Raw genomic sequence first — 13,151 nt, forward strand, 5'->3', positions numbered from 1 at the left:
TGGCACCTCAGGATCCTCGCACAGGGCTCGGAGCGCCTCCACGAGCCTACCGGCGGCCAGGGTCGGCATACGGTAGTTGTGTCCGGCACCGTTCCGCACGCAGCCCCACCACCGTCCCTCGATGCCACAAAAGGAGTGCGCGATGGGAACGTACGAGGATGTCTTCCGCGCCAGTACCGAGGACCCGGAGAGCTTCTGGCTGAAGGCGGCAGAGGCCCTCGACTGGGATGTCACTCCCCAGCACGCCCTCGACTCCTCCGGCGCACCGTTCTACCGCTGGTTTCCCGACGGACGGCTCAACGTCTGTTTCAACGCGCTCGACCGGCACGTCGAAGCCGGCCGAGGCGAACAGCCCGCGCTCGTCTACGACTCCCCCGTGACCGACACCCGCCGCACCTACACCTACGCGCAGCTGAGGAACGAGGTGGCGGCCTTCGCCGGAGCGCTCGCACAGCTCGGCGTGGGACACGGCGACCGGGTGGTCATCTATATGCCGATGGTCCCCGAGGCCGCCGTCGCGATGCTGGCCTGCGCACGGATCGGCGCGGTCCACTCGGTCGTCTTCGGCGGGTTCGCCCCGCGCGAGCTCGCCCTCCGCATCGACGACGCCGCTCCCAAGGTGGTCGTCTCCGCCTCCTGCGGCATCGAGGGCAAGCGGGTCATCCCGTACAAGCCGCTGCTGGACCGGGCCATCGAACTCGCCGTCCACAAGCCGCAGAAGCGGGTGATCCTGCAACGCCCGCAGGAGCAGGCCGAGTTGGGGCCGGATGATCTCGACTGGGCCGACCTGGTCGCCGCCGCGCCGTCTGCCGACTGCGTTCCCGTCGCCGCCACCGATCCCCTGTACATCCTCTACACGTCCGGAACGACCGGAAAGCCCAAGGGAGTCGTGCGTGACTGCGGCGGTTACGCAGTCGCCCTGCACTGGTCGATGGGCGCCGTGTACGACGTGGGCCCGGGCGAGACGATGTTCACCGGCTCCGACGTCGGCTGGGTCGTCGGGCACTCCTACATCGTCTACGCGCCCCTGCTGGCCGGCGCGACGACGGTCCTGTACGAGGGCAAGCCGGTCGGCACCCCGGACGCGGGGCAGTTCTGGCGCGTCGCCGCCGAGTACCGGGTCAAGACCATGTTCACGGCACCCACCGCCTTCCGGGCCATCCGCAAGGAGGACCCGAAGGGCGCGCTCACCGCGAGCTACGACCTCTCCCACCTGCGCTATCTCTTCCTCGCCGGTGAGCGCCTGGACCCCGAGACCTACCACTGGGCGAGCGCCCTCCTGGGCGTCCCGGTGATCGACCACTGGTGGCAGACCGAGACCGGCTGGCCCATCGTCGCCAACCCGGTCGGTATCGAAGCCGCTCCTGTCAAGCCCGGCTCCCCGACCCGCCCGCTGCCGGGCTGGGACGTGCGGGTCCTCGACCCTTCGGGCGAGCCGGCGCTCGCGGGCACCGACGGCGCGATCGTCGTAAAACTCCCCCTGCCGCCCGGCGCACTCCCCACGCTCTGGAACGACGACGACCGCTACGTCGCCTCCTACCTCTCCGCCTACGACGGCTACTACCTCACCGGCGACAGCGGCCACATCGACGACGACGGCTACGTCTTCGTCATGGGCCGCACCGACGACGTCATCAACGTCGCCGGACACCGGCTGTCCACCGGCAGCATGGAAGAAGCCCTGGCCGCCCACCCGGACGTCGCCGAATGCGCCGTCATCGGTGTCGCCGACGAACTCAAGGGCCAGATCCCGCGCGGCTTCGTCGTCCTGAAAGCCGGCAGCAACCGTGAACCGGGCGAGGCCGAGGCCGAACTCGTCCGGCTCGTACGCCAGCGCATCGGCGCCGTCGCCTCCCTCAAGGACGTCACGGTCGTGGCCGCCCTGCCCAAGACCCGCTCGGGCAAGATCCTCCGAAAGACCATGCGCGGCATCGCCGACGGCCGCGACGAACCCATCCCGTCCACGGTGGACGACCCGGACGTCATCGAGGTCCTGCGCCCTGTCCTCCGCCGCACCGGTCACACCCCGTGAACGGCTGACAGCGCCCTGGCCCGGCGGCGGGCCAGGTCAGCCGGCCATGCGGTTGTTCTTGCGGATCTGCTTGTCGAACACTCCGGCGGGGACGAGGCGGCGTGCCGTGGTGACGCGTGAGGCCAGCGGACCGGCGGTGTAGCGCAGCTTCGGCTTCTTGTCGGTGGCCGCGGCGGCGATCACTTCGGCGACGACGGCGGGGTCGTCGCCTGCCTCCATCGCTTCCGCCATCACCTCGTCGAAGACGCGCCGCCGCTCCGCGTACAGGGGCAGCGGGGTGTCGGGCTGCGCGGCATTGGTGTCGAAGCTGGTCTTGGTGTAGGCGGGCTGGACGAGCAGGACCCGGACACCGTGCTCGCGGACCTCGTGGTCCAGCGACTCGGAGTAGCCCTCGACGGCGTGCTTCGACGCGACGTAGAGGGCCATGAAGGGCTGGGGGGCGACCCCCAGGACGGACGAGATGTTGATGACGCGTCCGCCGCCCTGGGCGCGCATGTGCGGCAGGACGGCCTTCGTCATACGGATGACACCCAGGACGTTGATGTTCAGGATGTTCTGGGCCTGGGTGACGGAGTTCTCCTCGACGGCACCCGCCAAGCCGACGCCCGCGTTGTTGACCAGGACGTCGATGCGCCCGAACCGGGTGATCACGTCTGCGACCGCGGCGGTGGCCGAGTCGTCACTGGCCACGTCGAGGTCGAGGTACGTCACACCGGCGGGCGGGGTGAGTCCGGAGGTCTTGCGGCCGGTTCCGATCACGTCGAAACCCGCCGCGACGAGGGCGCGGGCCGTTTCCTTGCCGATCCCCGATGAGGCACCTGTCACGAGCGCCACCGGCCGAGTTGTCGCCATCACGAGTTCCCTTGGTTTCGAGTTTTGAATTATGATCGTACGCCTTATGTTCGTACGACCATACGGCGGTAGCCCCTCGATGGCAAGTGGCGGTGGCGGCCGGCGATCGACACCACCATTGACTGTGGTGTCCACGCGTCCGAGTCGAGCTCAGCGAGGCACCGGATCTTCGGAGGCGGGCAGCGGTTCCACGGTCTTCGGGACCAGCGCGCGGATGGAGGGGGTGGCGACCATGGCGAGGGTGGCGAGGAGGATGAGCGCGGCCGCCGCGTAGAGGGTGGCATGGAGGCCGAGGAGGAGTACGGCCGGTCCGGCGGCGAACTGGGCGAACGGGAGCGCGAGGTAGGAGCCGAGGTCGTCGTAGGCGTAGACGCGGGCCAGGCGGTCCTCGGGGATCTGCTCGTTGAGGGTCGAGTACCAGGCGACGCCGGCCTGCTCGACGCCCACGCCCGCCACGAAGTTGGCCACGACCAGCACCCAGGTGTACGGGGCGAGCGCGAGCAGCAGCGGGGTCATCGCCGTCAGGCCCATCAGCGCGCAGCCGACCAGGATCGCGCGCCGGGGCCGCCATCTCAGGGACAGTAAGCCGCCGGCGACCGCGCCGAGCGAGCCCGCGGCGAGGGCCAGGCCCCAGCCGCTGCGGCCGATCCCGGTCGTGTCGGCGACGGCCGGGCCGAGGACGGTGAACGAGGCGGTGACGCCGGCGTTGAGGAAGCAGAAGGCCACCACGATCACCCACACCCAACTGCGGGAGGTGAACTCCTGCCAGCCGACGCGCAGTTCATGCACCAGGCCGGGGCTGGGCGCGGGCGGTGCGACCTGGACGCGGACCAGCGCGAAGGACGCGGCGGCGAGCGCGAAGCTGAGCGCGTCGACGGCCAGGCCCCAGCCGGGGCCGACCGCGGCGACCAGTACGCCGCCCAGCGAGGCGCCCACGATCGAAGCGCTGCTGCCCGCGATCCGGGAGAGCGCGAGGGCGGCGCGGCGGGACTCGGCCGGCACGGCCTGGGGCAGCAGGGCCTGGGCGGCGGGCTGGTAGCAGGAACTTGACGCCCCGTTGACCGCGGCGAGCACCATGAGCAGGGGGATGGCGGCGCTGTGGGTGAGGACCAGGGCGGCGACCACCGCCTGGCTCGCGGCGCTGACCACGCTGCTGCCGACCAGCAGCGGGCCGCGCGGCAACCGGTCCGCCAACACCCCGCCGAACAGCAGGAACAGGATGCTGGTGACGGAGTGGGCGCCGACCACCAACCCGAGCGAGCCGACCGAGCCCGTGGCGTCGAGCACGGCGAAGGCCAGGGCGATCGGCGCCACCCCGTTGCCGAGCAGGTTGGCCGTCGTACCGATGAAGAGGTGACGGAACGGGCGGTGGCGCAGGGGCGCCAGGGCGGCAGACATGCGCCTGATCGTTGGGGCCGGGCGGCGCGCCCGTCAACGGGTTAAAGGACGGGCACCGGGCCAGGTGTGCCGCTGCCACAAGCCCGGCCGCCTCTCCCGGTCGGCCAACCGTATTCCGGCGTGGACTTTGAAGGAAACGCCCAACACGCCGCAAACGTCCGACTGTCGGAGCGCGCTGTTTCGTTCGACTGCCCGCGCCGGGTTCGCACCCGCTCAGGCCAGCAGGACATCCTCACCCGCCGTCACGGGGACGACCTGCTGGGCCGGCGGCGCCTCGGCCTTCACCGGCGTCCCGAAGTCCGACAGCGTCAGCGTCGTCACGGCCTTCAAACCGCCGAAGTAGGACAGCCGGGCCTGGACGGCGCGCCCTGTCCCGTCGACCCACACGTCCGCGAAGACGGGCATGTCGTCCCCCAGCTTCTCGCGCAGGTCGGCCAGCCCCTGTTTCGTCTCCGTTGTCATCCGGAGCGTCGCGGTGGCGTGGTCGATCGTGCCCCGGTAATGCACCGCAGGGGCGCCGTTCACCTGCTCCTCGCCCTCGTTCGACACCTGCCGCATCGCCTTCATCTGACGGAGCATGTGCTCGGGGTCGTTCAGCGGCGCCCGCAGGAAGTAGCGGGTCAGGGCCTCGCTCCGGACGGCCGAGGCCCACTTGCCCTCGCCCACCGCCCGCGAGCCCCGCACATAAACGGTGTCGCCGACGAAGACCTCCTCGACGGGTTCCATGCCACTGTCCTTGAGCTCCACCGTCAGCCGGCCCCTGTCACCCGCCAGGTCGAAGGCGCCGGCGATCGCGAACACGTACGTCGTGGGACTGTCGGCGGACCGCAACTCGATCTTCTCGTCCACGCGGGCGCTGTCCGCGCTCGTCCTCTCGATCGCTGCGCGCACGGCCGCCCCGTGATCCACGGCCTTCTCCGCACTCTCCCCCGAATCATGGCCCGGACCGCCGGAACAGGCGGTGCAGAGCAGGAGGACAGCAGCGGAGAGGAGGTGGGCGCGGCGCATGGACTCTCCGAGGAATCGTTACTGCGGCAGGGTGGAGCCCGACAGGGCCTGTAGATCTTCGCATGAAACCGATGGCGGGGCCCGGGGGTGACGGACCCACCGACACGCCGTCCACTGCCACACCCCAAGCACGAGTTCACCGACCGGAACGCCCGACCCGCGGAGCCGGCGAACGGGCAGGGGCCGCGCGCCTGCGCCGACGCCGTACCGGGCCCCTCTTGCCTCCGGCGGGACAGCACCGTACGCTCACCGCTCGTACCGACTGGCCGGTATGTCAGGTGGAGGTGTCGGTACGCGATCACGGCGGCCCGCACGGCCACGCTGACCGCCGATCCCACGCGACCGTCGAAGGAGCCGCCGGAGATGAGCAGAATCAACCACCAGGTGCGTCTGGCCGCACGTCCCGTGGGCGAGCCGCGGCCCACCGACTGGGAGCACGTCGAGGAGCCGGCCGGAGAGCCCGGCGACGGGGAATTCCTGGTGCAGGTGCTCTGCCTGTCGATCGACCCGGCGATGCGCGGCTGGATGAACGCGGGCCGGTCCTACATCCGTCCGGTGGAGATCGGCGAGGTGATGCGCGCCGGCGCGGTGGGAAGGGTGATCGCCTCCCGGCATTCCGGGTTCGCGGTCGGTGACCATGTGTCGGGCTCGTTCGGCGTGCAGGAGTACTGCGTGTCGGACGGCCGCGACGTGACCAAGGTCGACCCGGAGGCCGCCCCGTTGCCGACCTATCTCGGTGCTCTCGGCATGTCGGGCCTGACGGCCTACTTCGGCCTGATCGACATCGGGCGTCCCGGGCCCGGTCAGACCGTCGTCGTCTCCGGAGCGGCGGGGGCGGTCGGCAGTGTCGTCGGGCAGATCGCCAAGATCCTGGGCTGCCGGGTCATCGGCATCGCCGGTGGCGAGGCCAAGTGCCGGCTGGTGGTCGACGAGTTCGGCTTCGACGCCGCGATCGACTACCAGAAGGAAGACGTCCGCAAGGCCCTGGGGGTACATGCCCCCGGCGGCGTCGACGTGTACTTCGACAACGTCGGCGGTGACGTGCTGGACGCCGTGCTGCTGCGGCTGGCGCGCGGTGCCCGCATCGTCGTGTGCGGCGCGATCTCCCAGTACAACAGCACGACGCCGCAGGGCCCAGGCAACTACCTGTCGCTGCTGGTGAACCGCGCCTCCATGACGGGCATGGTGGTGTTCGACTACGCCGACCGGTACGCCGAAGGCGTCGCTCAACTGGCCGCATGGCGGGCAGAGGGCCGGCTGAAGTCCCTGGAGGACGTGGTGTCCGGCGGCGTGGCGGCGTTCCCCGAAACCCTGATGCGGCTCTTCCGTGGTGAGAACCACGGCAAGCTGGTGCTGAAGATCGCGGACTGACCGGGCAGAGGGAGGGAGGATTCCGGTGAAAGCACTGAGCTACCACGGACGTCACGACATCCGCTACGGGGACGTCCCCGAGCCTGCCGTCACCAACCCCACCGATGCGGTCGTCCAGGTCACCACGGCCGGCATCTGCGGCAGCGACCTGCACATCTACCACGGCAACCCGTTCAGCCCGGAGCTGGGTTACACACCGGGACACGAGTGCGTCGGTGTGGTGGCCGACATCGGCGACCAGGTCACCCGGTTCAAGCCCGGCGACCGGGTCCTGGTGCCCGCCTCGGTCGGCTGTGCCGAGTGCCGGTCGTGCGCGGCCGGATTCACCGCCCGGTGCGAGCGCGCCAAGTCCAGCACGGAACTCTGCTACGGGGTGAGCCCGCAGCTCCAGGGCAGCCAGGCCCAGGCCCTCGCGGTGCCGTACGCCGATGTCAATCTGGTGCACCTGCCCGAGGACATCTCCGACGAAGCCGCGGTCGTCCTGACGGACAACGCCCCCACGGCCTGGTACGGCTGCCGCCGTGCCCGTATCCAGCCCGGTGAGACGGTCCTGGTCGTCGGCCTCGGCCCGGTCGGCCTCATGGCCGCCCAGGGCGCCTTCGCCATGGGCGCCGCACGGGTGCTGGGTGCGGACCTGGTCGCGGAACGCCGCGCTTTCGCCGCCACCCTGGGTGTCGAACCGGTCGAGGGCGAGGACGCGCGGACGGCCATTCGGGACATGACGGGCGGACGCGGGCCGGATGCCGTGGTGGAGGCCGTGGGCTCGGACGCCACGATCGAGCTCGCCCTCAAGGCCGTCCGGCAAGCCGGCCGGGTCAGTGTCATCGGGGTCAGCCAGAACAAGGCGTTCCCATTCCACATGGGGCTGGCGCAGGTCAAGGAACTGGAGTTCGCCATCGGGCTGTGCTCGGTGCACTACGAACTCCCTCCCCTGATCGCCCTCACCCGTGCCGGCCGGATCAATCCGGAGGTGGTCGTCTCCCACCGCTACGCCCTCTCCGAAGGTCCGGCGGCGTACGAACTGTTCGCGGACCGCTCCGACGGCGTGCGCAAGATCCTCCTCGATCCCACCCGCTGACCCTGTTCATGAGAGGGAAGACATGGCTTCCCTCTCATACAGGGCACTTCCCGGCCCGCGTGAACTGCCCGTGCGCGGCTGACGTCGTACGGTCTTGTCACCACGCATCACGAGGAGACAGGAAGGCCGATGATCTTCATCACCGCCAAGTTCCGAGTCCGTCCCGAGCATGCCGACCGGTGGCCGGAGATCACCGCCGACTTCACCGAAGCCACGCGCCGAGAGCCCGGCTGCCTCTGGTTCGACTGGTCGCGAAGCCTGACGGACCCCACGGAGTACGTCCTGGTCGAGGCCTTCCGCGATGACGAAGCAGGCGCCTCTCACGTGCAGTCGGCGCACTTCAGGGCCGCGCAGCAGACCCTGCCGCCCCATCTGGTCGAGACCCCCCGCATCGTGAACGCGAACGTTCCGCAGGACGACTGGTCGCTCCTGGGCGAGATGGCGGTTCACGAGCAGGGGTAGGACGGTCTCCGACTGCGGCCGGCTCAACGTCGAAATGTGACCTACGGCAGGCTTACGGGCATTCCAACCAGTCGGTATGGTGCGCCGCCTGAAGCATCCTTTCCCGTTCACCGCACGCATCCGTGCCGTAGTGGAAGGCCAGGCGATGACATACGCAGACGAGCACCGTTACCCACCCTCAGCACCCACGGGATGGCCGGAGTCGTACGGGCACGACGCCCCGCGATACGACTCGTACGGGCGGCAAGCCCCATGGAACGCCCCTTGGGACGCCCCCTACGCGCACGAGACTCATCGAGACGACGCCGACCTCGCCGCCCTCCGCTCGGCCTACCGCCTGCTCCGCCGGATCTCCACGCTCACCGCACTCGGCTCCTTCGTGGTGTACGTCGTGCTGTCCTGCTACGCGCCCGGTCTGATGGGATCCAGGGTCACCGGGGAGCTGAGCCTGGGCATGGCCTTGGGCATCCTCCAGCTCGTCGTCACCTTCGCGGCGGTCTTCTGGTACGGACGCAGTGCACAACGCTCGGTGGATCCTCTGGCCCGCGCCGTCAGGGAGCGGACGGTCCCCGCCGGCCGGAACGCGGGGATGGCGAGATGAACGACTTCAGCTCCGGGACCCAGGCCCTCGTCCTGGTTCTGTTCACCACGCTGGTCACCGTCACACTGCTGATGTGCGTCATGGCGGGGCCGGACCGCGACGACCTGGCGAACTTCTACACCGGCTACCTGTCGCTCACCCCGCTCAAGAACGGCCTGGCGATCGCGGGCGACTACATCTCCGCCGCCACGGTGCTGAGCACCACCGGGATCATCGCGCTCTCCGGATACGACGGCTACGTCCTCGCGGTCAGCACCGCCCTGTCCCTGGTGCTGCTGATGTTCCTGCTGGCCGAGCCCCTGCGCAACGCCGGCAGGTTCACCATGGGCGACGTCCTGGCCCGCAACATGTCCGGACGGGCCGTGCGTATCGCGGCCTGCGTGGTGACACTCTCGGCGACCCTGCCCTTCCTGGTCGTCCAGCTCTCCGGAGCCGGGTCGCTGCTCACCTTCATCCTCGACATTCCGTACGCTGCGGGCGCCAGGACGGCGTGCATCGTCATCGTCGGCACTCTGATGATCATCTACGCGGCGATCGGCGGTATGCGGGGCACCGCGCTCATTCAGATGATCAAGATCGTGCTCCTGCTCGGCACCAGCATCGTCGTCGCCGCTCTCGTGCTCAACCGCTTCGACTGGAGCCCCGGCGACATCCTCAGGGCAGCCCAGCACGGCAGCGGCGCGGGCCCCGCCTACCTTCAGCAGGGTCTGCAACTCGGCACGTCCACCGGTGGCCGGCTGGACTTCGTCAGTCTCCAGATCACCGTCATCCTCGGCGTGGCCTGCCTGCCGCACATCACGATGCGCCTGTACTCCGCGCAGGACGTACCGGCCGTGCGCCGCTCCATGTCATGGGCGGTCGGCACGGTCACCGCGTTCTGCCTGCTCGTGATCATCATGGGTACGGGCGCGGCGGCCCTGGTGGGATCGCAGTACATCACCGCGGCCGACCCGCACGGCAGAACATCGGTGCTCATGCTGTCCCAGATGCTCGGCGGGCCCCCCGGCTCGGCAGGCGCGACGACCCTGTACTCGGCCGTGGCAGGCATGGTGTTCATCACCCTGCTGTCGTCGGTCGCGGGGATGACCCTGGCCGCGGCTTCGTCACTCGCCCACGACCTGTTCGCCCATGCGGTGCGGCGGGGACAGGCCGAGCCCCGTACCGAGATGACGGTGGCGGCGTGGACGAGCGTGGCCGTGGGGATCGTCGCCATCGGGCTCGCCACCATGGTGCAGAACTGGGACGTCGGGGTGCTGACCACTGCGGCCATCTGCATAGGGGCGTCGGCGGTGGCACCCGCGCTCACCTACTCCCTGTTCTGGCGAGGGTTCACGCGCACCGGCCTGCTCGCCACCCTCTACGGCGGCGCGGCGTGCGCGTTGCTGCTCATGGTCTTCTCCAAGGCCGTTTCGGGCACGCCGTCCGCCGTCTTCCCGCATGCCGACTTCGATCTGTTCCCCATGCAGTCCACCGGGCTGGTTTCCATCCCGTTCGGCTATCTCTCGGGCTGGCTGGGCAGCCTTCTGGACCACCGTCGCCGTGCCGCCGACAGCCGTGAGCAGCGGCGCCTGTACGAGGAGAGCGAGGCACGGCTTCTCGCCGCGGCCCAATGACCACGGCGGCGTGGGCGGGCCGACTCCGGGCGGCCCTCCGCGCCGGCCGCGGCCCGATGCGGTCAGACGGGCGTGCCGGTCAGCGGTTGTTCGGTCCACACGGTCTTGCCCTCGCGGGTGTAGCGGGTGCCCCAGCGTTCGGTCATCTGGGCCACCAGGAACAGGCCGCGCCCGCCCTCGTCGGTCGTACGGGCGCGGCGCAGGTGTGGTGAGGTGTGGCTGGTGTCGCTGACCTCGCACACCAGACACTGCTCACGGATCAGCCGTAGGGTCGCGGGGCCGCCGGCGTAGCGGTAGACGTTGGTGACCAGTTCGCTGGCGATCAACTCGGTGGTGAACGCCAGGTGCTCCAGACCCCACTCGCTCAGCTTGGCCGAGGCCAGCGCCCTGGCCCGGCCGGCGCTGGCAGGCTCCGGCGGCAGACGCCAGGAGGCGACACTGTCCGGTGGCAGCACGCGGGTGCGGGCGATCAGCAGGACGACGTCGTCGCTGGGGCGCGAGGGCACAAGCGCGTCGACCACGGCTTGGCAGGTGCGCTCCAGCGCGCCCGCGGGGCGGGCGAGCGCTGCGCACAGCTTCGTCAGGCCGACGTCGGCATCGATGTGGCGCTCGCCGATGATTCCGTTGGTGTACAGACACAGCAGGCTTCCCTCGGCCAGTTCGATGTCCCGGGCCTCGAACGGCAGGCCGCCCAGGCCGAGCGGTGGGCCGGCGGGAAGGTCGAGCAGAGCCACCTGTCCGTCCGGAGCGGTCACCACCGGCGGCGGATGACCGGCGCGGGCCACGGAGCAGCGTCCGGAGACCGGGTCGTACACGGCGTACAGGCACGTGGCGCCGACGACCTGCTCACCCACGGGCCGTTCGCCGACTGCCTCCTGTTCGACCGCCAGCAGGTTGACCAGGTCGTCGAGGCGGGAGAGGACCTCGTCCGGTTCCAGGTCGAGACTGGCGAGGGTATGGACGGCGGTGCGCAGCCGGCCCATGGTGGCGGCGGCGTGGATGCCGCGTCCCACCACGTCGCCGACGACGAGGGCGACCCGGGCCCCGGACAGGGGAATGACGTCGAACCAGTCGCCGCCCAGGCCAGGGCCTGCGCTGGCCGGCAGGTACCGCAGGGCCACCTCGACGGCCGACTGGTCCGGAACCGCCCGGGGCAGAAGGCTGCTCTGCAAGGTGAACGCGGTCTGCTGCTGCTGGGTGAAGCGCCGGGCGTTGTCGATGGCGACGGCGGCGCGCGAGCCGAGTTCCTGAGCGAGGGTGAGATCGTCCGTCTCGAAGGCATCGGGGCGGCGGGAGCGCCACAGGGTCATCACACCGAGCACCAGGCCACGCGCGGCCAGGGGTACCACGATCAGGGAGTGGGCGCCCAGGTCCGGAGCCTGGGCCCCCTGACGGCCTGCCGCCGCGACCCAGTCGGGCGGGAGAACCGGCTCCAGGACGGGCCGTCCCTCGGCCAGGCATCCGGCCTGCGGTGTGTCGGGCCCGAATTGCACGGGCTCGCCCTCGGGGTGGGGCGGGCCGGGTTGCTGGGCACCGACGCTGCAGGTCCCCAACCGGACCACGGGCCCTGCCACAGCGCGCGTCGGTTCCTCACCGCGCGTCACCGCCTGAAGCAGGTCCACCGAGGCATGGTCGGCGAGGTGGGGCACCATCACTTCGGCCAGTTCCCGGGCGGTCTCGGCCACGTCGAGCGTGGTTCCGATACGGCTGCCCACCTGGTCGAGGAGCGCCAGCCGACGCTGGGCCCGGTGGCGATCGGTGATGTCCTCGATCATCTCGGCCACACCCAGGACGCGGCCGGAGGGATCCTCCATCCGGAAGGACGAGACCAACGCGACCCGCTCTCGTGCCGGATCCTGCTCCAGGCGGACGAACTGCTCGGAGTAGACCAGCGGTCTTCCGGTCTGCATCACCTGGCGTACCCGGTCCACAGCCTTGCGCGCGTCGTCGGCGAGGAGCAACCGGCCGGTGGACAGCCCCCGGAAGTCCGCCGCCGGGACGCCGCTGAACCGTTCGATGGCCCGATTGACCCGGAGAATCCTCTGGTCGGGGCCGTGGATGACCAAGCCGATCGGGCACTGGCGGTACAGACCGTCGAGAACCGCGCGGTCCCTTTGCCATTCGAGGACGTCACCCGCGAGTGCCCCCGCGAGAAACCACTCACGGCCCCGGCCACCGCGTGACAGCTCATGGGCCCTGAGCCCCAGCTTCACGAGCTGCCCGTCGCGGTGGCGCAGTGTGAGCACGCCGAACCAGCCACCGGCTCTCCTGCACTTCGCCGCGGCCTCGGTGACGGCCGGCAGGTCACGAGGATCGACCAGGACCTCGTACGCCGGACGGCCGATCACGGCTGTGTCCGGATGGCCGAGCAGTTCCTGAGCCCGCCTGCTCCACCCGACCACTGTTCCCCGGTCGTCGAGCACCACCAAGGCGGCGAGGTGCAGGGCGAACGGATCGTCCTGGCCTTCGCTGAGCTCCGTCATCGGCTTCTCCACCGCTGGACACCACCGTGTACTCGGTCGCCGATGTGCTGCCGCGGGTCCTGACCGCGGCCGGTGACCGGCATGACGGCGTCCGTGGCGGTGGCTCGGTGTTCCCGAATGCATGCCGGTCTGCTGACCCTGTAAGCCTATTGAAACCCGGCGAAGGCCGCCGCCTTGTCCGGCGCGCGGCGCGGCGTGGCGGGCATGAGGGGTTACGGCAGGCCTGGTGGCCCCTCATGACGAGCCGCTACGG

At 70.2% G+C, this 13,151-nt stretch carries 10 protein-coding genes; 6 read left to right on the top strand and 4 right to left on the bottom strand.

What is annotated here, in order from left to right; translation table 11 throughout:
- The first annotated feature begins 142 nt into the window (after nt 1-142).
- A complete protein-coding gene (locus CP976_RS04005) occupies nt 143-2,032 on the top strand; it encodes a propionyl-CoA synthetase (RefSeq protein WP_150479044.1) in 1,890 nt (629 codons plus the stop codon).
- 36 nt (nt 2,033-2,068) lie between these two features.
- Here CP976_RS04005 and CP976_RS04010 read toward each other — a convergent pair whose 3' ends face one another.
- The 3 genes from CP976_RS04010 to CP976_RS04020 form a co-directional block, all read right to left on the bottom strand.
- Entirely contained in the window at nt 2,069-2,884 is an 816-nt protein-coding gene (locus CP976_RS04010; protein WP_150479045.1) for an oxidoreductase, read from the bottom strand.
- A 150-nt stretch (nt 2,885-3,034) separates the two neighbouring features.
- Complete coding sequence (locus tag CP976_RS04015; protein ID WP_150479046.1) at nt 3,035-4,282, bottom strand: MFS transporter; 1,248 nt, start codon at nt 4,280-4,282, stop codon at nt 3,035-3,037.
- 213 nt (nt 4,283-4,495) lie between these two features.
- On the bottom strand, nt 4,496-5,290 hold the full coding sequence (locus CP976_RS04020) for an SCO4651 family lipoprotein (protein WP_150479047.1): 795 nt from the start codon (nt 5,288-5,290) through the stop codon (nt 4,496-4,498).
- 363 nt (nt 5,291-5,653) lie between these two features.
- On the opposite strand from CP976_RS04020, the gene CP976_RS04025 reads away from it, so the two are divergent.
- The 5 genes from CP976_RS04025 (at nt 5,654) to CP976_RS04045 (ending at nt 10,415) form a co-directional block, all read left to right on the top strand.
- Entirely contained in the window at nt 5,654-6,661 is a 1,008-nt protein-coding gene (locus CP976_RS04025; protein ID WP_190147011.1) for an NADP-dependent oxidoreductase, read from the top strand.
- Between the two features lie 25 nt (nt 6,662-6,686).
- Nucleotides 6,687-7,739 carry an alcohol dehydrogenase catalytic domain-containing protein gene (locus CP976_RS04030; protein WP_150479048.1) on the top strand — a complete coding sequence of 351 codons (1,053 nt, stop codon included), beginning with the start codon at nt 6,687-6,689 and terminating at the stop codon, nt 7,737-7,739.
- 129 nt (nt 7,740-7,868) lie between these two features.
- Entirely contained in the window at nt 7,869-8,201 is a 333-nt protein-coding gene (locus CP976_RS04035) for a putative quinol monooxygenase (protein ID WP_150479049.1), read from the top strand.
- Between the two features lie 145 nt (nt 8,202-8,346).
- Nucleotides 8,347-8,802 carry a DUF485 domain-containing protein gene (locus CP976_RS04040; protein WP_150479050.1) on the top strand — a complete coding sequence of 152 codons (456 nt, stop codon included), beginning with the start codon at nt 8,347-8,349 and terminating at the stop codon, nt 8,800-8,802.
- On the top strand, nt 8,799-10,415 hold the full coding sequence (locus CP976_RS04045) for a sodium/solute symporter (RefSeq protein ID WP_150479051.1): 1,617 nt from the start codon (nt 8,799-8,801) through the stop codon (nt 10,413-10,415). Before CP976_RS04040 ends, CP976_RS04045 begins: the two co-directional genes overlap by 4 nt.
- A gap of 62 nt (nt 10,416-10,477) precedes the next feature.
- Here the strand turns inward: CP976_RS04045 and CP976_RS04050 are convergent, their stop codons facing one another.
- On the bottom strand, nt 10,478-12,898 hold the full coding sequence (locus CP976_RS04050) for a SpoIIE family protein phosphatase (RefSeq protein WP_190147012.1): 2,421 nt from the start codon (nt 12,896-12,898) through the stop codon (nt 10,478-10,480).
- Between the last annotated feature and the right edge of the window lie 253 nt (nt 12,899-13,151).

Source organism: Streptomyces coeruleorubidus, assembly GCF_008705135.1.
Taxonomy (GTDB): domain Bacteria; phylum Actinomycetota; class Actinomycetes; order Streptomycetales; family Streptomycetaceae; genus Streptomyces; species Streptomyces coeruleofuscus.